The following is a 20,027-nucleotide window of genomic DNA, read 5'->3' as shown; positions in this document are numbered from 1 at the left end:
TTTTTAGACAACTTCCCGAATTAGAATCTATTTCTAAAAAAAGTTTTCCTTTTGTACTTTCTCTCATAGAACATGCTATGACCGAACAAAGTTTACCAACCGGTTTAGAATTTAGACAAAAAAAGGGAATCTTCCTCAGTGAATTAGAAAAACACCAAATCTTATATTCTGATCAATATGCGGAGATATTTGTAACTCTTGGAATTTTGGAAATTCCACAAGACTGGATCCAATTATTAAGCCAATACAATTCAAAATCCTTAGTATTACTCGCAGAAAAAATAGTGAATATCTTACTTGGAACAAATGCGATTCAAACTTCTGCGAACCGCGCGATCAAAATTGCACAAGCACTTAAAAACTTCACACATTTCGATCCCAAAGCTGAAATCAAAACCATCCAACTCTCGGATTCCTTACATCAGATCCTTACAATTTTGCAAGGATCATTAAAACATGGAGTTGAATTAAAAACAAATTTTGTAAACATACCTCCCATCAATTGTTATCCAGATGAACTCAATCAAGTTTGGACCAATATGATTCAGAATGCGATCCAATCAATGAATGGAAAAGGAAATCTTACAATCGAAATCAATCAAACTGTATTAAAAAATAATCCATTTGCCTATGTCAGCATTGAAGATTCGGGGCCAGGGGTATCAAAAGAAATTTTAGACAAAATTTTTGATCCTTTTTTTACAACAAAACCAATTGGACAAGGGACTGGCCTCGGCCTCTACATTTCCAAACAAATCATTGAAAAACATAAAGGGATCATCGATGTGATCTCTACGAAAGGGAATACTAAATTCATTGTTTATTTGCCTTACCTTGACAAAACAAACGTTATCAAAAATGAATCAGTTTGACATTTCCATTTTTAGGGATGTATTAAACGGGATCAGGTAATCGAAAACTAACAGTTGTTCCTTTCCCTTTTTCACTTTTAGCCCAGATTTCACCACCATGTAATTTGATGAATTCATGACAAAGGATGAGTCCAAGCCCAGTTCCTTTTTCCCCTTCTAGACCGATCCTAGACAATTGTGCATCCAAACGAAACAGTTTTTCTAAGTCGGAACTGTCCATCCCCACACCGTTATCTTTACATTCGATTCGGACTCCATCTTCTTCATGTGAGGCGGATATTTGGATATAACCATTTTCATTCGTGAATTTAATAGAGTTGGAAATCAAGTTCCTAAGGACTGCTTGGATCATTTCAGAATCGGCATAAACAAATGAAAACTTTTCTGGAATCTCTACCAAGAATTGAATTCCTTTTTTCTGAATTGTCGCAAGCATTTGGTCGGTGATTTTGGAAACAACCGTTCGTAAATTGATCTCGGTGGGACGAAATGGCATATTTCCAGTTTGAGTCCTTGCCCAATCCAAAAGTTGTTCTAATAATCCGTACACTCTTGATGCGGATTTTTGAATTTCAAAAATTGTTTCCTTTTTTTCGGAATCTGAATACGTATCAAATTCTGTATACAATAGCTCAGTGATTTGTTTAAACGAACCAAGTGGATTTCTTAAATCATGAGCAATGATGGAAAAAAAAACATCTTTTGTGCGATTAGATTCACTTAATAAATTTTCTGAATTATGTAATGCTTCGATTGCTTGGTTTTTTTCAAAAATTTGAGTTCTCAGTAATTTGGTTCGGTCATAAACTTTTTTTTCCAATTCAAATCGATTCGAAAGTAACCTTTGGTATTGTAAGGTGATGAATTCCGCAAGGATGGCATAAGGATTTAAAAACGATATTAAATAGATATATGAATCAAAAATATTTGGTTGGACAAAGGGACCTATTCCCAACCGTGTCATCATGATACTGGATAGATATAAAAAAAATACACCGAGAGTCACACCACGGATTTGAAAACGATAACCCAAATATATGAGAACAAGAAAGGACAAGAAAAAAAGGTAAGGGAATAGATAGACAACCAATGCTTGGAAAATGACAAAAACCATGGTCCAAAAAATAAGTCGAAACGAAAGATCTTTCCAAAGCAACTTTCTCCATGCCATAAACAATGGAACCGTGATAAAGATTCCAATAGTGTCGCCAAACGTGATAACAAGGAGAGTTCTAAAAATATCATTTGAACTTAAACTTTGGAAGTATCCAAATGAATTGAGAACGACCCCAAGGATCATAATTGAGATCAAACTGGATAAAAAAGAAACATAGACGATGAAGTAAAAATTGTCTTTTGTTGAATTGAGGTTTTTACGAATTTTTTGAGTCCAAAAAAAATACGATAACCCAGATTGAAATGCATCCACTGAGGCAGTTAGTACAATGCTTAGATAAAGTAAAAAGGGAGAAAGACCATTGTGGCTACTGATGAGTCCATCTTTGTTTGCGATAAAACTGGCAATCCAAACAAAAGGAAGGAACCTGTATCCAAAAAACAAACATCCAATGAGACCGATTCCAGAAGGAATCCAAAGTACGGCCAAATTCATAGGATGGAAGGCAAAATATTCCATACCCAATTTGGCAGAACCAATATATGCACAAAATAGGAAGATACCTTTTACAATTGACTTCCAGTCCATAAGTGAATCTTAAAAAAATAGGGAATCGTAGATTAAAAAAAAGACAACATTTAATTATTTTAAATTTAAAGTTTTCTGAAATTTAACAATCAATTATGATGTTTTGGTTGGTTTGGAACCATTTAGGAGACTAAAAAAATCATGCTGAATATTTTTACTTTTCATAAAAAAGGTTCCAACTAACATTGAATCGATCATTCCACGATACTTTTGCCAATCCTCATAACTTTCAATACCCGATTCTGCCACTCGAATGATGGATGGATCCAATTTTGGCGCAATTTCTTCAATTAGGTTTTTATGAATTTGGAATGTATCTAAATCACGTGTATTGATACCGATGGTATTGGCACCTGCATCGAGTGCCAGATTCACTTCGAGTTCATTATGAGTTTCAACTAGTACAGCAAGCCCCAATCGGTTGGCATGTTCATGTAATGATTTTAAAAGTGATGGAGACAGGATACGGACAATGAGTAAGATTGCAGAAGCACCATAAGCGTATGCTTCATCAATCTGAATTGGATCTAAGATGAAATCCTTTCGTATGACGGGGAGAGAAACTTGATTTGCAACCGATTCTAAATCGTTTAAGGAACCAAAAAAATAAGATTGGTCTGTGAGAACTGAGATTGCTCCAGCTCCTGAAGTTTCGTACAGCTTAGCAATTTCTACAGGATGATAATCTGGTCGTAATATCCCAGCACTTGGACTCCCCTTCTTACATTCAGCAATCACCGATACCGAATTGGTTTTGAGGTTTGATTTCCAATCGCGAATGGGAATCTTTCGGTCGGGTAACGTTTTACCGCGACTTAATTCGATTTCAGAGTGTTTTGTTTCTACAATTTTGTGTAAAATTGGATTCAAGTCGATTGGTTAAAATGATTTTAACGCTGCGTCTTCAGAATCATAAATATCAAATAAAGACGTCAGTTCGATGACATCAAAGATTCTTTTTACTGCTGGTTTGATATTAGAAATCTTAAGGAATCCTTCTTTTGAATTGAGTTTGCGTAAAGTAGAGATACAAGCGCGAAACCCTGAAGAAGACATATACTCAACGTCTTTCATGTTGAGAAGAACCTTTCTATGACCTAAAGAATCAATGAGTTCTGTAAGTCCCTCTTCCACTTCATTTGCCACAGAAACGTCTAATCGACCTTCCAAATAAACGACTAGTTTTCCGTCTTTCACTTCGTGTTTCAGCACCGATTTACCCAACCTGATATGATTTTACAAAATCATCGTATTTTAGCGGAGTGTCAATCAATGTTTTCTGAAACACGCACTGACCTCCCTGACCTAAAAAATCGCCACTCCTTCCTCATTCTGGGGGGGGGAGCTTCCGGTGATTCCGCAGCCAAACTCCTTACCTCACTAGGCAAAAAGGTGACACTCGCGGATCGATTTCCAGAAAAAGCAAACCTCAGTCTTTACCATCATGTTTTGTCCGACCATGAGCCACAAATTGTTTTAGATGGAATCGATTGTATCATCAAAAGCCCTGGGATCCTCCCCAGCCATTCCATTTTACAAACAGCGAGGAAGAATGAAATACCTGTCCTCAGCGAAATCGCATTGGCAAGGATTTTTTACAAAGGCCCGATCATTGGTATCACAGGAACAGATGGAAAATCCACAACAACTGCTCTGACGTATCATCTCTTACAAAAGAAATATCCAAATGCAAAAATGGGAGGAAACATTGGAGTTCCATTCACTTCATTTTGTTTGGAAAATTTAGACTATGTTGTATTGGAATTATCAAGTTACCAGCTGGATGACTCACCTAACTTAAAGTTAACGGCATCTGCCATTTTAAATCTTGCCTCCGACCATTTAGAAAGACACAAGACAATGGAATCCTATGCACTCGCGAAATGGAAAATCCAGAATCTAGAAGACAAAGACCACCAGTGTTTTGTGAATCCAATTTTTTTTTCCTACACTCCATTCAGAAAACCAAATGTTTCCAATCTACATTCCATTGGAGACAATGAAACCTACTTTGTGAGTTTACATCCCAATTTGATCCACACACCAAAACATACTTATGACGCAACACGATTTCCCTTAACGGGAAAACACAATTTAATGAATTTATGTTTTGCGATTGCTTTGGCAGAAGTTGCTGGCCTAGATCCAGAACAAATCCAAAAACAATTGGAAACATTTCAAGGTTTGCCTCATAGGTTCCAATCGATTGATCCAAAAAATTTGAGTCCACAATACCAATCCATTCGGTTCATCAATGATTCAAAATCGACAAACCTACATTCGATGCTCTCTGGAATTTCTGGATTCCAAAAAGGGGATCCAATGTATTTAATATTAGGAGGCATACCAAAAGAGGAACCGATTGCTCCATTCATCAATCGATGGAAGGAATTAGAATGTCTATTGTATGTATTTGGAAACGCAAAAGAAATTTGGCAGAAAGATTTAGACCAGACGGGGTTGCCAGTCACATTCTTCGATACCTTAAATACACTTTTTAGCGAGTTAAAAATAACAATTGAAGCAAAGTTAGATGAGAAGCCAAACCTGACGGTATTATTTTCACCGGCAGGGGCTAGTTTTGATCTATATAAAAATTTTGAAGAGCGTGGGAACCATTTTGTTACACTTGTTAAGGAACACTTTGGACCACCCTCTACTTAAATTTTATCCTCTGATGTGATACCCTCCATCCACATGACGAATTTCACCTGTGATCCGATTGGATGGGCGGAACAAATAACATACTTCTTCCGCCAGGTCTTTTGCAAGTGCATTCCCGAGTGGTGCAGAGGTATGGCAATGAATCTCTGCTTCCTCTAATCCCTCGATGGCAGAACCTGCTTTACTTGCACGGTACGGAGAAAATCGTATCGCATTCACTTGGATCTCCTTTTCTTTCCCTAACTCCATCGCCATTTCTTTCACAAGTCTCTCTAACGCCGCTTTGGCGACACCAATGTTTTTATAAGGGTGGATTACCACTTTTTCAGCACCCAAATAACTGAGTGCCACAATCGATGCTCCTTTCACTAAGAGGTTACGATTGTATAGGCTTTGTACGATAGCAAGGAGTGAAAAGGAAGATACATTCATGGCATCCATAAATTCTTCTCGTGAGACGGTCATTATGGGTTTTACTTTTCCTTGGCGAATGGTTTTATCCATCGCAATGGAATGAAGTAAGGAATGAATGGTTTCCTTTTTTTCTAGGAGAAAATCAGCAAAGGAATCGATACTTTCTTGGATGGTAACATCTAATGGAAAAGTAACCACATCTTCACCTAACTCTTGCTTAACTGTATTTTGGAAATCCGAGTAAGTTCGATCTAAAAAATTGATACTATTCTCAGATAAATTTTTGTGAAACGGTGTTTTGCCAAGACCTGTACAAATGAGTTTGGCACCTTGGTCTTTACATTCTTTTGCAATGATGAGTGCAAGTGAAGACGCATCCGTGATGCCAGTAATGATCACAGTACGACCTTTTAGAGTTTGGTTCATATCTCCTCCTAGTGCTTAGACACAGAAGTTTCGGAGGTGCTTTAAAAGACGAACTTTTTTTCAGGTTTTTTTTATCGTTTGTGCTGAATTTTTTCGTAAGCACGACTTTCAATGAATAGATCGAGAAGGTCACCATCGATGTGTTGGTCCCTCACTTCCATTTTGAGGATATCAAATGCACGGTCCAAGGGCACTGCTTTTTTATAAGGTCGATCTTGGTCCGTGAGAGCATCAAAAATATCGGCAATGGCCATCATTTTTGCCTGCACTGGAATTTCGACAGCAGACAAACCACGAGGGTAACCAGAACCATTCAATTTTTCATGGTGACCATGCGCTATGCTTGGAACCATTTTTAATTCACGTGTCCATGGGATTTTGGATAAAAATTGGAATGTATGTTCAACGTGGGATTCAATTTCCCTTCTTTCTTCAAAATCGAGAGATCCACGTCTGATCGATAAAAAACCGAACTCTTTTGGCAAAAGTAAACTCAATTGGTTTCCATCAGTTGTATGGTAACTCATCTTTGAAATTTCTTCTAAAAAGTTTGAGTTTCCTTCTTCTAAAATGGTTGGTTCGTTGGAATCAGTAATGACACGTACCATCTCTTCCAATTTTCCTTTTTCTAAGGCATATTCCAATTGGATGGATTTTTCAAATTGTGGGTAACCATTGTTACCGTGTTTTTTTAAGTAATCAATTTTCTTTTGAGATAGTTTTGCTTCGACATCTTTTAAAATGAATTGGAATCTCCATCGGATGAGATCCATTTCATAGTCTTCCAATTTTTTGGCTTTGACTAAAACTTTTTCCCTAACTCCAACTTTTCCAAAATCATGTAATAATGATGCATAACGAATTTCTTTGATTTGAGATTCATTAAAATTGACATCTTTGAATCGGCCTACTTGTACACTATTAACTGATTCAGCAAGACCCACTGTATATTGTGCCACTCGAAACGAATGACCTGAGGTAGTGGGATCCCTCGATTCAATGGCCGAAACACTTGCGGTCACAAACCCTTCAAACAAAGTTTCGATGTCATGAACCAAATTATTGTTTTGGATGGCAACGGCCGCTTGACCCGCCACTGCCATCACCAATTCTTCCGAATATTTATCATATTCCAATACTGAATTGGTTTTCATCTCTTCTAAACTAAGTTTGGTTTGGAAGTTTTTTTTGCGATTGATGAGTTGGATAACACCAACAACTTCATCATGGTGGTCTTTCATTGGAACCACTAACATTGATTTGGAGTAATAATTACTCATTCGATCAAAATCGCTATTGAATTTATATTCTTCCTTTCCTGAAAGTTCATAAACATTCGGGATGTTTAATTGTTTCCCAGTAAATGCAACGTATCCCGCGATACTTTTTTTATTAATTGGTAAAATGAATTCATCACTATTCAGATCCAAGGCTGAAATTTTAAATCTTAAATTTCTGGGATTACCTCTTTCATCTTTTTCAACCAAATACAATGACCCTGAATCCGAGTTGGAAATTTCACGAGCAGAATTCAAAATATCACGGAGTAGTTTTGTGAAATCTTTTTCGTTCGCAAGACTGATTCCAATTTTTGTTAATTTCGAAATTTCATTTGTAGAGACATTAATCCGTTTTTGAAGTTCAAACTTATCAACGATCATTTGTAAGCTGGTAAAGGCATTGATCAAATTTTTGATAAGGAATACCAAAGGTGCATCGTCAGGGACATTGGTAAAAAATAAGTCTTCCTCGATTGAGAGTGCCATATAACCAGTGTAGTCGATAGGTGCACGAACGATGATGTTCGACATAATGGTTGGATGTACTTTTAAAAATTGATGGATCTCTTTGTGTTTATTTTCCAACTCGAATCGCGAGATGTAAAATAATACTTTGATGATTTTTCCTTGTGAATCAAAATCCGTTGTTAGCAGTTCCGATAAAGAAAGAACATTCGTTTTTAGTTTTTTAGAATAATCGGCAATTTTACCTTCAAAAAAGGGGTCATCCGTGATGATGTATTTGAAATCCGAAGATTGGCTCACGGATATACTATCGACAGCAAAAAATTCACTGTCGATTGTTTTTTCAAAAATTTACTCTGACTTTGGTTTGAAGAGAAGTAGAACCCCAAAAACCAAACTTGAAACCAGATAAAAACTCAAAAAATATAACACTTGGACTCCTAACAGAACATAGGGTGCGTGGACCCAATCCTTTGGTTCTCGCACTAAAAAAGGTAAAAAGATTCCAAGAATGGAAGGAATTAAAAAGGCCACCACTCCCCTTTTTCCTGAACGAGACCAATCCAATCCATCTAAATAGAAATACATCCCTCGGGCAAACATTCCTACAAAAAATGCCAAAGGAATCGTTACCAGAAGCTCTGCGCCAAGTGAAGAAGAAAAAGAGACGGTACCAACCCAAACTCCCATTTCTGCTTCCTCTGGGATAGAGACTTTTAAGATTTGGGAGATCAGTAAAAATCCAACGAGTGACGAGATTGATACCAAAAGAACAGATGCTATCATTTCCACAAAACCGTAGTTGGTGGTAAACGGAGATAAAACATATAAAAAACAAGGTAAAAAGAGAAAAGACAAATGAATGTTCTTTCCTTCCCCTAACTTTGATTCCATTGGATTTGGATTTGTCCAAAACATTTCCCTTGACCAAACAAAGGCTCCCACTGCGATTGTGAATGGCAAAAAAAGAGCCTGGTCTTCCGCGTGGATTTCGGTCTGGAATATTTGGATCCAAAAGAAGAATGAACTAAAAAAAACAAACAAAAGAAGAGTGAGTAAAAATCCAATGCTTCGTCGGAAGGAAAAAATTCTCTCTTCCAATGTTTGGTAAGTAAAAAACAAAATTAAATTAAATTTGGTTAAAACAAGAAAAAATGATTTTGTTTCCCATCCAAATCCTATAATCCCCCATCGAGAAAGACTTAAGAGAAAGAGAAAACCTAGAAAAGAAGTCCCCATCCAATAGAGAAGTAACAAATTTTTATTTTCTTCTGAAGATACCGAAACCAAACATCGATGTAAAAAAAACAAAGAAACAAAAAAGTAGATAAAGTCAATTTCAATGGAAATCATGGCATCACCTCATCGCTGATACTAAAAGGCAAAATGGAATACGGTGGCTCGCCATTTCGATCTAAACTTTGGAAATTGTGATGAAAACCGCGGATGGATTGATTTCCAATTAAAATAAACTTTTCCTTTCCCTTTGGTTTGAGGAGAATGCTGCGATTAAAAAAATACAAAACCGGATTTTCTTTTAGCTCTTTACCCAAGTTCATAAAATGAGGTGAAATTTTGGTATAAGGTTCATAGATATCAATGGAGTTAGCAGCTCGTATGATGATCGTTTTGTGTTTCAAATTTGGGATAGGGCGATTGCGAAGGATCCAGTGATTCGGATCATTGTATTCTGTTTGGAAATCACCCACACCATCCGCGGAAAGGATTCGAATATTTGAGAATCCATATAACTTTTCTTTGAGTTCTGGTTTTACTTTTTTTAAAAATAAATCCACTTCACCAGGTAATTCCCATAACACTACTTCCATTTTTGGGAAATGTTTAGCGACTGCTTGTGAAGTGACTCCTGGGTATTCTGGATGGTTGAGTGCAGGGCCGATGTCTAAGAAAACTACCTGGTTTCCACGTTCAAAAACTTTTAGGTCACCAAACAAGGATTTCCTGAGTATCATCATGGATTTGGAAAGATAGGCATTAGGATTTAATAAATCATCCAAAAACAAATTTGTATCTTCCAAACGGTTTTCGTAAGTCCTTGCTCGAATTTCTTCATCTTGGGTTTGAAATAAATAACGACCCGTATAAGAACGAATTGTTTTTTCTTCTAAGTCAGAAAATAGAGAAGAACTAGGTTGTACCCAAGTATATGGATAAATAGGTTTGCCAATTTCGAAATGAGTATCTGCTGGAAATGGTTTGATTTGTCCATAGGGTGTCAGTTTCACATATTGTTTGTAATAGGAATCAGCTTGTTCGGAGTTTTTTCTTTGTGAAGCAATTATGCTTAAATTAAATAAAGCACTCCGGTACACCAATGTGTCATCGATTGCATATGTTGTTTTTGCAAAAACGATGGATTCCCAAATGGATTTGGCAACACTCCAGTTTCCCATTTGGTATTCAGCTGCTCCATACAATAATAAAGATTGTAATGCAATTTCAAAATTGGGGATAGAAGTTTCGAATATTTTTTTCTTTTGGTCTTTGAGTAGGGAAATTGTAGCCTCGTATCGACCCATTTGATAGAGAATATGTGCTAAATTATATTCCAAATAGATGTTTTGGTAAATATCACTTAAGTTTCCTTGTAACCCAGAAAGTTCGAAAGCGGAAAGTTCCAGTTGGGATACTTCATAAAGTGTCAATCCATAAAAATAGGAATTCTCAATCCCCATAGGATCTTTGGATAATCCTAAGGTATCATATATCTTTTTGGCAGAAGTGAGATAGAATATAGCTTCTTCCTTTTTGCCATTAAGGACCAAACTTTTTCCAATCAAGGAGAATGTGTCTGCATATTCACTATGGAACACAAGTTTGGATTTTTCTTTTTCGCGCCTAGCTGCGTTTGCAAATTCAATCGCCTTACTATATTCAGCTTGATAAAAATAAAATTCGGAAATCTTTTTTGCGACCGTAAACGAAAGAAAGGAACTAAGCGATGGATTTCCACCAACTTCTTTCCATACCTCTTTTAGATTTTCTTCCGAATGTTTCTCCAAACGTAAAAGATATCTTTGCCATTCGCTGAAATCAGTTTTGAAATTGATGGATTGGAAAAAATTCTTTCGGTTTTCAATACTACCTTTTGGATCATATTCTGATAGTTTTACAAATTCTGACTCGGAAAGGATTTGTCCCTCCGAAACAAATGACCAAATGGGATTTCGTTTGATAAGACGGTTCAAACGAATGGTTTCATCTAGTAAATTTGTGAGCGATGTTTGTATTTTGAGAACGAGGGAACCCCTTTCCTCATAAAGAACAAAGATAGATTTTCCTTCGACGGTTGATTTTGATTCCACATAACGGAGTTTAGGCGTGAATAACACCCCTTTTTCTTCCCATTGGATGGTTCCAGAAAGAATCATTTCCGAACGATTTTGTTTGGGTGATGAAAGTTCCGAGTGTTTACCCAAATACACTGCATCTGTAGTTTGTTCCAATTGGAAACTGATCATTTCCTTCAAAATGCGAATGGTATTTCGATCGAAAGTTTCTCCTTTCGGTTCAAACTCTCCCAAACTAAAAAAAACAACAGTTTCGGGAGTTTCTAAAGTAATCGGGAGTGATTCTTTTTTGATTACATTTTTAATCGAATAGTATAACGGAGCATAGGCGATTGCCGTAAGAAGAGTGAAAACGAGGAGGGTATTTTTTTGAAAACGTGACAATTGACAAAATTCTAAAAGGTTTAGTTTGACCTAGTTTTCTTAGAATTTTGCAGAACTCAAGGAAAAAACGGGGTTACCCCCGCTTTCCCTCTACTCTTATCGTTTGAGTCCGAGTACTTCTTGGATCATCTGGTCTGATGTCACAATGGTTCTAGAGTTTGCTTGGAAACCCCTTTGGGTCACAATCATATCTGTGAATTGATCAGAAAGGTCTACGTTTGACATCTCAAGAAGCCCCGCATTGATTTTCCCGCGGCCTTGGCTACCCGCTTCTCCGATGTTTGCTTCCCCAGAGTTGAGTGAAAAACTATACATCGTGTCTCCTTCTTTGTTGAGACCTGCTGGGTTTGTGAAGTTGGCAAGGGCTACTCTTGCGAGAGGTTGGCGCACCCCATTGGAGAAAACACCCGTCACAGTCCCTGTGTTATCGATAGAAAAAGATTCCATATATCCCATTGGGTAACCATCTTGTTTCACTGCTTTTGTTGTGAAATCGGATGAGAACTGTGTAATGCCACCAACAAGACCCGCTTCACCGAGGTTTAGGCTAAATTTTTGCGCCGATGGATTTCCAGGAATGCGGAAAGAAATGTCTGCTTTGAGTTTTCCTGTGGTTTGCGAATCAACACCGTCAGACACACTGATGATCTTTCCATCCGGTGTGAAAGAAACTTCTAGTTCTGTATTACCAGAAACACTCGTATTCTCACCACCTGTTCCATTCACATCCACTGACACTTGGCTTGCATCTTCTAATTTAAAGCGCATCTTCCAAACATTTTCACGCATTTTGTAGAACTCCACTCCCATTTGGCGAGTGTTACCCAGTTCGTCGTAAACATTAATGGATGTTACATGGCCTCTTCTTTGGCGAGGATCCGGATCATTGATATAACGTTGGATGTCTTCTTCTGTTGCGTCAGGTGGAACTGCAGCAACACTAGCATTGAGGTTGGATTGAAAGTCAACATTCTGAGTGGCACGAGCAGGTTCTTTGGAGTAAAGAGGGATCACAATGTCTTCCAATGATCCTGCGGAATTGATGTATTTATTCCCTGACTCATCAAGCCTTGAATTCCAACCTTGCACCTTTAGCCCGTTTGCTGGGTTTACATAAAATCCATTTTTATCAACGTTGAAGGCACCAGCACGAGTGTAAAATTGTTTGTCTCCATCTTTCACAACAAAAAACCCTTCACCAGAAACGGCTAGGTCTGTATTTTTACCTGTGGTTTGTAAAGCACCTTGTGTCATGATTTTATCAATGGCAGCAATGAGTGATCCAAGACCAACTTGTTTTGGGTTTGTTCCCCCAATCCTTTCATTTGGTTCAGAAGCACCTTGCAATTCTTGTGAGATCATATCTTGGAACGTTACACGTTCTGTTTTAAATCCATGTGTGTTAACGTTAGAAATGTTGTTACCAATAACATCCATTCTAACTTGGTGGTTTTTCAATCCGGAAACACCGGAATAAAGTGATCTCATCATAACGTACTATCCTCTCTTTTTTTATCGACCTTTTTTGATTAATCCTGATAAGCTTCTTGTTTTTTTAATGTATTATTAGGAATCTCAGGAATGTTAGTTGGACGTTGGAATTGTGTTTCCGATTTTAACAACTCTGGATCAGAGATTAAATTAATTTTAGAAACATCAAGCATCCGACCATTCACTCTAACGTATGTTTTTCCTTCGTTATCAAAAAGAATGGCACCAGCAAGACCTGTGACATCCTCACCGGTTACCAAATCTGGACCCGATACAATTTTTCCTACTACCGAATAACTTTGTTTTGATTCCATTCTGGCAATTCCAGAAGATATATTTTTCATCTGTTCAAGTGAAGAAAACTGTGCCATCTGTGCGATGAAGTCTTTGTCTTGCACTGGGTTTGTTGGATCTTGGTGAGAAAGTTGAGTTAAGAGTAGTTTCAAAAAATCATCTTTCCCTAACTCTTTTTGTTTTTCTCTGATTTCAATCCCTTTCAAACCACTTGTTTCTTCTTTTTCCAATTGATCCAAATGTTTGCGGATATTAAAACTTCTATCCCCTTCAAAGTATTTGGTTCGTGTTGAATTTTGTGTGGATAAATCTTGAATTCCGTCTGGCATATTGTCCTCGATCTTTATTTATGTTTCAATTACGCGAAAAATTCTAATACTTTGGAATCTTGTGGCAAAGGAATTCCTTCTAAGTCCAAACCTTCTTCCTGTTCTAACATACCCATTTTTCCACGATTTTTGGCCGTTTCCATTAAGGTTTGGTAAAGTTCGTTTTGGTTTTGTCTGTCTGCAAGTTGGCTTCCATCATCCCATAAATCGATGATTAACGCTTGTAAATCAAGGCCAGATTCTTTTAAATTTTCTTTGATCGTTTGGATTTCGTTTTGGAGTGATTTTTGTAGTTCTTCCGATTCTACCAAGATCCGACCTTCTACCTTTTCCCCATCCACAGAAACCTGAAGAGTCAATCGACCGTATTCTTTCGGGTTCATGATGATTTCCGCACTGGATTTTCCATTTTGAACAATGTCAAACTTTGCTTGTTTGATCAGTTCATCCAAGTTCTGTTTCAAATTGTTTTCTTTAGGTTTTTGATTTCGTTCGAGAGTTTTTACTTCTTCTGATTTAGTATGGAGTTTGTTTTCTACTGAATGTAGATTGAATCCCTGTTTTGTGCCCCTTTCATCAGAGGACTTTCCATTCTCTTCACCCATCTTAGAAGAAGAAACATTTTGAATTTGGTTTACCAAAGTTTGTTCTATCTTTTGTTTTTCGTTTAGAACTTGGTTTTTGTTTTCATTTTGTTTTTGGAATTCTTTTTCTTTCAAACCAAGAGAACGAATCATTTTGTCAGAAGTGATGGAAACATTTCCATTTTCTTTTTCCGTAAATGAATCCGTGAATGAAAATTCCGATTTTTGATTTTTATTAGTTTTGGTTCGTGAATCCAGTTTACGAAGAGATCCTTCCGATTGGCTTTCGTTCTCTACACCCCGGATTTGTTTTCCCTTTTGCAAAAAAGATTCCGCTAAAGTGAAACCACTTGGAACATTTTCAAGTTTCTGCGAAACTGGGTTTGGATTGGTATTGGAATCGTTACCCAATTTTTCCGATTGGATCTTCTTTTGTGAACCAGGAAAGCTCAAAAGATTGTTTGGTATTTTATCAGCAAACGATTGTTTGTTTGAAATAAGGTTTTGTTTGGTTTCCAAAAGTTCCGTTTTCAAAAAATTCTCTGCAAGTTTTTTTGTTTCTTCTAAAAAACTTTTGGATTCTTTATTTCCATACAGATTATTCTTTTCCGCAGATTTCTGTAACGAAAGAGCAATTGTTTTTTCCTTTTGTAAGGAATCATTCCCTTCATTCGCAGGGAGATTTTGTTTTTCCCAAAGGCTATGGTTGGACAAAATCCCAATGCTATATTCAAGTGCCTCTCGGTCTAAATCTTCTTCTTCTGAAGTTTCCTCAGTGGACTCTTCTTTTGACTTTTGGCTAGAAGTAAATTCCGTCTCAGGATTTTTTGGGCCATTGATTGGTGATGTTTGGTTTTCGACTTCTCGATTGGAAACGGAAAGTGTTTCGGGTTCATTCGAATTTGAGTCGGCATGGAGAGGTTTCCAATCAGAGGCTGATTTTGGTTTGTCCGAATGGATTTGGAATTCACGTTCTAAAATCTCTCCAAAACTTTCTTTGACCGCAAAGTAGTTGTTATTTGCACCATCCCGTTGATTCACCCGCAATTCAGTTTGCGGAAAAGGAATTAAGTTTTGTTTGTCAACGTTTACATTCATTGGGGTGCCTTCTCCCTTAAGGATCGAACTTCCCCAGATTTCCTTGAGAGAATTATCTTCTTCCTTTTCTGGTTTATGTCAAGAATCCAAATCCAAAGGAGAACTCGGCAGATTTTCCATTGACAAATATTCACTAAATTGGAGGATGAGTTTGATTTATTGATCAAATAGGTGCAGAAATGAATTATTTTACCCAATTCCTCCAATTTAAACCGAGATTTTCTGTCATATTGTCCATTTTTTTGGGAATTGGGATCGTCACTTCTCTTTTTGCAGATCCAAATTTTCTCCATGTATCTTTTGATCCAACCCGGGAATTGTATGAAGAAATCAACAAATCCTTCCTCAAACATTGGAAGGAGAAAAAGGGAAACGAGTTTACCATCCAACAATCTCATGGCGGTTCGGGAAAACAAGCTCGTGCGGTGATTGATGGCCTCGATGCAGACGTTGTCAGTCTAGCACTGACGTATGACATTGACAGTATTGCCAGCAAATCGAAGTTAATTGAATCGAATTGGCAAACCAAACTTCCAAATAAAAGTATTCCTTATTACTCTACAATTATCTTCCTTGTTCGGAAATCGAATCCCAAAAAAATCAAAGATTGGGATGACATCGTAAAACCAGGGATTTCTGTGATCACTCCCAACCCAAAAACAAGTGGGGGGGCTCGATGGAATTACCTTGCGGCTTATGGGTATGCCAAACGTAAATATAAGTCCGATGAGAAAGCAAACGAATTCATTAAATCCTTATACAAAAATACATCTGTTCTGGATACAGGTGCCAGAGGATCCACCACTACCTTCGTCAACCGTAAGATTGGAGATGTTCTCATCACCTGGGAAAACGAAGCAAAACTTGCGTTAGATGAAGAAAAACGCTCTGGAAAAAATAGTTTGGAAGTCATTTACCCATCTGAATCCATCAAAGCAGAGACTCCCGTCGCTATTGTCACAACTACGGCAAAAGAAAAAGGTAACTTGGAAAAAGCGAGTGCATACCTTGAATTCCTTTTTTCAAAAGAAGGACAAACCATCATCGCAAAACATTTTTTCCGTCCCATTGATCCAACCATTGCTAAATCTACGGCGAAAGATTTTCCCAATCTAAAATTATTTTCTCTATCCGATTTAGGTGAAACTTGGGACTCTGCACAGAAAAAACATTTTGCAGATGGTGGATTATTTGATGCCATCTACAAAACCAAATAAATGATGCAAATTAAAACGCGGCCGTACAAAAAAATCCATTTTGGAATCAGTTTAGGATTAACTGTCTTTTATTCGTCCGCCATTGTCATCATACCACTTCTTGGACTTTTGATCCATTCTTTGGGAATTGGAATCTCTGGAATCCTGGAAGTGTTTACCGATGAACGCATTCGATCTGCTTTGTATTTGAGTTTCACTGTAGGTTTTGTTTCTGCCCTACTGAACCTCTTCATTGGTTTTTTATTTGCTTGGGTCCTTGTTCGTTATCAGTTTCCGTTCAAAAAATTTTTTGATACACTCATAGATCTACCTTTCACTTTACCCACAGCGGTTGCCGGGATTGCACTGACGACAATTTACTCCGAGACAGGTATCATTGGTTCCTTTTTTGCCGAGTGGGGGATTCAAATTGCTTATACACCAGTCGGCATTGTGATCGCACTGGTATTCATTGGGTTTCCCTTTGTGGTAAGAACAGTCCAACCTGTGATCGAAGAACTTCCGAAAGAATTGGAAGAAAGTGCTCGTTGCCTTGGTGCGACTCCCTTCCAAACATTTACGAGAGTATTATTACCTGAACTTTGGCCGTCACTTCTTGCGGGAACGGGAATGGCGTTTGCACGTAGCATAGGGGAATATGGTTCAGTCGTTTTTATTTCAGGGAACCTTCCTGGCAAAACAGAAATTTTGCCCCTACTCATTGTCACCAAACTAGAACAGTACGAATATGAGAAGGCAACATCCATTGCGATTGTGATGTTACTCTCTTCGTTTTTCTTTATGTTTCTTATTAATTTATTACAAGAACGGGCTTCGAAAAAACTCACATGAAATTGAAACTTGTTCCCTTCTTACTGATAATTATCGCATACACGTTGTTTGCTGTATTGTTAATTTTGCCGATTTATACAGTCTTTTCTGAGGCTTTTTCCGAAGGATTGGATAAGTATTGGTCCTCCATCACAAGTGAATATGCACTTTTTGCCATTGGACTTACAGTCAAGGTTTCGGTTGTATCCGTGATCTTAAATACCTTATTTGGAATCACTGCGGCCTTCACCATCACTCGGTTTTCGTTTCCAGGGAAAAATTTACTCGTGACGATTATCGATTCTCCTTTCGCGGTATCTCCTGTGGTATCTGGACTCATCTTTTTGTTGTTATTCGGAAGGCAAGGTACCTTTGGTGACTTCCTATCAGAGCATCATATTAAAATTGTATTCAATACTCCAGGACTCATCATTGCAACCGTGTTCATCACGTTTCCATTTGTGGCACGGGAACTCATCCCACTCATGCAAAGCCAGGGTCGTGAAGAAGAAGAAGCAGGATTGTTACTCGGAGCAAGTTTTGGACAATTATTATGGCGAATCATTTTGCCAAATCTCAAATGGGGTCTGTTATATGGGATCATCCTTTGTAATGCAAGAGCTATGGGGGAATTTGGAGCCGTTTCTGTCTTAAGTGGTCACATCCGTGGTAAAACCACAACCCTTCCCCTATACATCGAAATGTTATACAATGAATTTGATTCCGTTGGTGCGTTTGCTTGTGCCACCTTACTAGTGTTTTTATCACTTCTAACCCTCATCTTTAAATTGATTTTGGAAAAACGAACCGAGAGACCATAACATGCCTATTGAAATACAAAATGTACATAAAACTTTTGGATCGTTTACAGCCTTAAAAGATGTGAACCTTACCATCCCTGATGGAGAACTTGTGGCCTTACTTGGTCCTTCTGGTTCTGGAAAAACAACCTTACTACGAATCATCGCAGGCCTCGAAGAACCTAGCTCTGGTTCGGTGAGTTTTGTGGGTGAACAATTGGCCTCATCCAAAATCCAAAATGGTGAAGTAGGATTTGTTTTCCAACACTATGCACTCTTTCGTCATATGACGATTGCTGAAAACATTGCCTTTGGTTTAGAAGTCAGACCCAAAAAAACGAGACCATCTAAAAAAGAAATCCAAGAAAAAATCACAAAACTTCTCACCCTCATCCAATTGGAAAAATTTCACAACCGATACCCACATGAACTCTCCGGTGGGCAAAGGCAAAGGGTAGCACTTGCTCGTGCCCTTGCCATCGAACCCAAATTTTTATTACTCGATGAACCCTTTGGTGCACTCGATGCCAAAGTGAGAAAAGAACTTAGGAATTGGTTACGAAGGCTCCATGATGAGATCCATATCACCAGTGTTTTTGTGACCCATGACCAAGAAGAAGCTCTCGAAGTGAGTGACCGGATTGTCATCCTAAACCAAGGGCAATTGGAACAAGTCGGAAGTCCTGACGAAGTGTACAACAAACCCAAATCTCCCTTCGTCTTTCACTTCTTAGGTGACGTGAACCTTTTCCATGGGAGAATCGAAGAAGGGAAAACAAAAATAGGAAACCTTGCCCTAGACTCCTCCGAACACCAAAACATCAAAGAATCAGATGCCGTTGCCTACGTCCGACCTTATGATGTGGAAATCGTCAGAGAAAAAGACCAAGGCATTGCAGCAGAAATCCAATACATCCATTCGACGGGCCGGAATGTGCGAGTGGAGTTAAAACGAGTGGATACAGGGACTCTCATCGAATCTGTCCTTGAACAGGAAACCTATAAGTATCTGAATTTGTTCCCTGGGGAGACCGTTTTCCTGCGGATCAAAAAGGCAAAAGTTTACGTAGAAGACTTCTCTATCTAATAATTTCCGCTAATATACTTTACAAATCGTCCAATATACAAAACATTGGATGCTAGGACGGGGAAAATATGGGAAATTTGGAAGTTTTGACAGAATCTTATGCCAACCGCTCGCTTGTGGATGGTTTACGCCAATTGAGCTCCGAATTCCCGGGCAAAGTGGTCTTCACCACAAGTTTCGGACTCGAAGACCAAGCCATCACCCATGCCATCCTATCCGAACAAATCCCCATCCGCATCGCCACTTTGGATACTGGACGGCTTTTCCAAGAAACCTATGATGTTTGGCAAAAAACAAACATTCGTTATGGGGCAAATATTGAAACCCATTTTCCCAATACAAAAGAGATCCAAAATTTTGTGGATACAAACGGCCCCAATGCATTTTACGATTCGCAAGACCTAAGAAAAGAATGTTGTCGGATCCGAAAACTAGTCCCTCTTGATTCCTTACTCACTGGGATGGAAGTTTGGGTGACTGGCCTTAGAAAAGACCAATCCGGATTTCGGACAGAGATGTCTTTATTCGAATCCGATCCAGCACGAAATTTAATCAAATACCAACCCCTACTCCATTGGAGTTTTGAAGATACTTGGAAGTACATCCGCGAACACAATGTACCTTATAATCTTTTGCATGACAAAGGATTCCCAAGCATCGGTTGTGCACCATGCACACGAGCCATCGAACCGGGCGAAGACTTTCGTGCGGGAAGGTGGTGGTGGGAACAAGAATCTAAGAAAGAGTGTGGTTTGCATTGGGTAGATGGAAAACTCACACCGAAAAAAGGATAACA

At 38.2% G+C, this 20,027-nt stretch carries 16 protein-coding genes and 1 pseudogene (1 of these 17 cut by a window edge); 7 read left to right on the top strand and 10 right to left on the bottom strand.

The genetic code is table 11. The annotated features are described in order from the left end of the window. Window positions 1-872, top strand: partial view of an ATP-binding protein gene (locus tag LEPBI_RS05890; RefSeq protein ID WP_012388197.1) — the end only. 1,363 nt of this gene lie to the left of the window's left edge; the window shows 872 of its 2,235 coding nt (coding positions 1,364-2,235); its start codon lies beyond the left edge, outside the window; its stop codon occupies window positions 870-872. A 22-nt stretch (window positions 873-894) separates the two neighbouring features. On the opposite strand, the gene LEPBI_RS05885 is transcribed toward LEPBI_RS05890, so the two are convergent. The 3 genes from LEPBI_RS05885 to LEPBI_RS05875 all read right to left on the bottom strand — a co-directional run bounded on the left by LEPBI_RS05885 (window position 895) and on the right by LEPBI_RS05875 (window position 3,789). Next, the gene (locus LEPBI_RS05885; protein WP_012388196.1) at window positions 895-2,577 is read right to left on the bottom strand and encodes a sensor histidine kinase; all 1,683 of its coding nucleotides are present in this window, start codon (window positions 2,575-2,577) and stop codon (window positions 895-897) included. Window positions 2,578-2,670: 93 nt separating this feature from the next. Continuing rightward, window positions 2,671-3,447 carry an indole-3-glycerol-phosphate synthase gene (locus LEPBI_RS05880; RefSeq protein ID WP_012388195.1) on the bottom strand — a complete coding sequence of 259 codons (777 nt, stop codon included), beginning with the start codon at window positions 3,445-3,447 and terminating at the stop codon, window positions 2,671-2,673. A gap of 9 nt (window positions 3,448-3,456) precedes the next feature. Next, on the bottom strand, window positions 3,457-3,789 hold the full coding sequence (locus LEPBI_RS05875; RefSeq protein ID WP_012388194.1) for an STAS domain-containing protein: 333 nt from the start codon (window positions 3,787-3,789) through the stop codon (window positions 3,457-3,459). Window positions 3,790-3,849: 60 nt separating this feature from the next. Between LEPBI_RS05875 and murD the strand changes: the two genes are divergently transcribed. Then, entirely contained in the window at window positions 3,850-5,241 is a 1,392-nt protein-coding gene (gene murD, locus LEPBI_RS05870) for a UDP-N-acetylmuramoyl-L-alanine--D-glutamate ligase (RefSeq protein ID WP_012388193.1), read from the top strand. Window positions 5,242-5,244: 3 nt separating this feature from the next. Here the strand turns inward: murD and LEPBI_RS05865 are convergent, their stop codons facing one another. From LEPBI_RS05865 to LEPBI_RS05835, 7 genes and pseudogenes are all read right to left on the bottom strand, one after another. Further along, window positions 5,245-6,081 carry an enoyl-ACP reductase FabI gene (locus LEPBI_RS05865; protein ID WP_012388192.1) on the bottom strand — a complete coding sequence of 279 codons (837 nt, stop codon included), beginning with the start codon at window positions 6,079-6,081 and terminating at the stop codon, window positions 5,245-5,247. 71 nt (window positions 6,082-6,152) lie between these two features. Then, window positions 6,153-8,132: an HD family phosphohydrolase gene (locus LEPBI_RS05860; RefSeq protein ID WP_041769700.1), complete on the bottom strand. Its 1,980-nt coding sequence runs from the start codon at window positions 8,130-8,132 to the stop codon at window positions 6,153-6,155. A 45-nt stretch (window positions 8,133-8,177) separates the two neighbouring features. Beyond that, window positions 8,178-9,179: a hypothetical protein gene (locus tag LEPBI_RS05855; protein ID WP_012388190.1), complete on the bottom strand. Its 1,002-nt coding sequence runs from the start codon at window positions 9,177-9,179 to the stop codon at window positions 8,178-8,180. Then, window positions 9,176-11,521, bottom strand: coding sequence for a tetratricopeptide repeat protein (locus LEPBI_RS05850; protein WP_012388189.1), 2,346 nt, complete (start codon window positions 11,519-11,521; stop codon window positions 9,176-9,178). Before LEPBI_RS05850 ends, LEPBI_RS05855 begins: the two co-directional genes overlap by 4 nt. Window positions 11,522-11,617: 96 nt before the next feature. Continuing rightward, window positions 11,618-13,012 carry a flagellar hook protein FlgE gene (gene flgE / locus LEPBI_RS05845; RefSeq protein WP_012388188.1) on the bottom strand — a complete coding sequence of 465 codons (1,395 nt, stop codon included), beginning with the start codon at window positions 13,010-13,012 and terminating at the stop codon, window positions 11,618-11,620. 116 nt (window positions 13,013-13,128) lie between these two features. Further along, window positions 13,129-13,635, bottom strand: a pseudogene (locus LEPBI_RS05840) (flagellar hook capping FlgD N-terminal domain-containing protein); the annotation flags it as partial. A 29-nt stretch (window positions 13,636-13,664) separates the two neighbouring features. Further along, on the bottom strand, window positions 13,665-15,317 hold the full coding sequence (locus tag LEPBI_RS05835; protein WP_012388186.1) for a flagellar hook-length control protein FliK: 1,653 nt from the start codon (window positions 15,315-15,317) through the stop codon (window positions 13,665-13,667). A gap of 179 nt (window positions 15,318-15,496) precedes the next feature. On the opposite strand from LEPBI_RS05835, the gene LEPBI_RS05825 reads away from it, so the two are divergent. The 5 genes from LEPBI_RS05825 (at window position 15,497) to LEPBI_RS05805 (ending at window position 20,025) form a co-directional block, all read left to right on the top strand. Continuing rightward, complete coding sequence (locus LEPBI_RS05825; RefSeq protein WP_012388185.1) at window positions 15,497-16,534, top strand: sulfate ABC transporter substrate-binding protein; 1,038 nt, start codon at window positions 15,497-15,499, stop codon at window positions 16,532-16,534. A 3-nt stretch (window positions 16,535-16,537) separates the two neighbouring features. Then, complete coding sequence (cysT, locus tag LEPBI_RS05820; RefSeq protein ID WP_041769981.1) at window positions 16,538-17,365, top strand: sulfate ABC transporter permease subunit CysT; 828 nt, start codon at window positions 16,538-16,540, stop codon at window positions 17,363-17,365. After that, complete coding sequence (gene cysW, locus LEPBI_RS05815) at window positions 17,362-18,165, top strand: sulfate ABC transporter permease subunit CysW (RefSeq protein ID WP_012388183.1); 804 nt, start codon at window positions 17,362-17,364, stop codon at window positions 18,163-18,165. Before cysT ends, cysW begins: the two co-directional genes overlap by 4 nt. A gap of 1 nt (window position 18,166) precedes the next feature. Further along, on the top strand, window positions 18,167-19,231 hold the full coding sequence (locus LEPBI_RS05810; RefSeq protein WP_012388182.1) for a sulfate/molybdate ABC transporter ATP-binding protein: 1,065 nt from the start codon (window positions 18,167-18,169) through the stop codon (window positions 19,229-19,231). 68 nt (window positions 19,232-19,299) lie between these two features. Beyond that, on the top strand, window positions 19,300-20,025 hold the full coding sequence (locus tag LEPBI_RS05805; protein ID WP_012388181.1) for a phosphoadenylyl-sulfate reductase: 726 nt from the start codon (window positions 19,300-19,302) through the stop codon (window positions 20,023-20,025). The last annotated feature ends 2 nt before the right edge of the window (window positions 20,026-20,027 follow it).

This window comes from Leptospira biflexa serovar Patoc strain 'Patoc 1 (Paris)', from assembly GCF_000017685.1.
Classification (GTDB): domain Bacteria; phylum Spirochaetota; class Leptospiria; order Leptospirales; family Leptospiraceae; genus Leptospira_A; species Leptospira_A biflexa.
This window is presented reverse-complemented; position numbering and strand designations above follow the sequence as displayed.

Bases quoted from the DNA above. Each gene is read 5' to 3' on its own strand.
- LEPBI_RS05885 (WP_012388196.1), bottom strand. From the start codon at position 2,577: ATGGACTGGAAGTCAATTGTAAAAGGTATCTTCCTATTTTGTGCATAT.
- murD (WP_012388193.1), top strand. From the start codon at position 3,850: ATGTTTTCTGAAACACGCACTGACCTCCCTGACCTAAAAAATCGCCAC.
- LEPBI_RS05865 (WP_012388192.1), bottom strand. From the start codon at position 6,081: ATGAACCAAACTCTAAAAGGTCGTACTGTGATCATTACTGGCATCACG.
- LEPBI_RS05855 (WP_012388190.1), bottom strand. From the start codon at position 9,179: ATGATTTCCATTGAAATTGACTTTATCTACTTTTTTGTTTCTTTGTTT.
- flgE (WP_012388188.1), bottom strand. From the start codon at position 13,012: ATGATGAGATCACTTTATTCCGGTGTTTCCGGATTGAAAAACCACCAA.
- LEPBI_RS05835 (WP_012388186.1), bottom strand. From the start codon at position 15,317: ATGAATGTAAACGTTGACAAACAAAACTTAATTCCTTTTCCGCAAACT.
- LEPBI_RS05825 (WP_012388185.1), top strand. From the start codon at position 15,497: ATGAATTATTTTACCCAATTCCTCCAATTTAAACCGAGATTTTCTGTC.
- cysT (WP_041769981.1), top strand. From the start codon at position 16,538: ATGCAAATTAAAACGCGGCCGTACAAAAAAATCCATTTTGGAATCAGT.
- cysW (WP_012388183.1), top strand. From the start codon at position 17,362: ATGAAATTGAAACTTGTTCCCTTCTTACTGATAATTATCGCATACACG.
- LEPBI_RS05810 (WP_012388182.1), top strand. From the start codon at position 18,167: ATGCCTATTGAAATACAAAATGTACATAAAACTTTTGGATCGTTTACA.
- LEPBI_RS05805 (WP_012388181.1), top strand. From the start codon at position 19,300: ATGGGAAATTTGGAAGTTTTGACAGAATCTTATGCCAACCGCTCGCTT.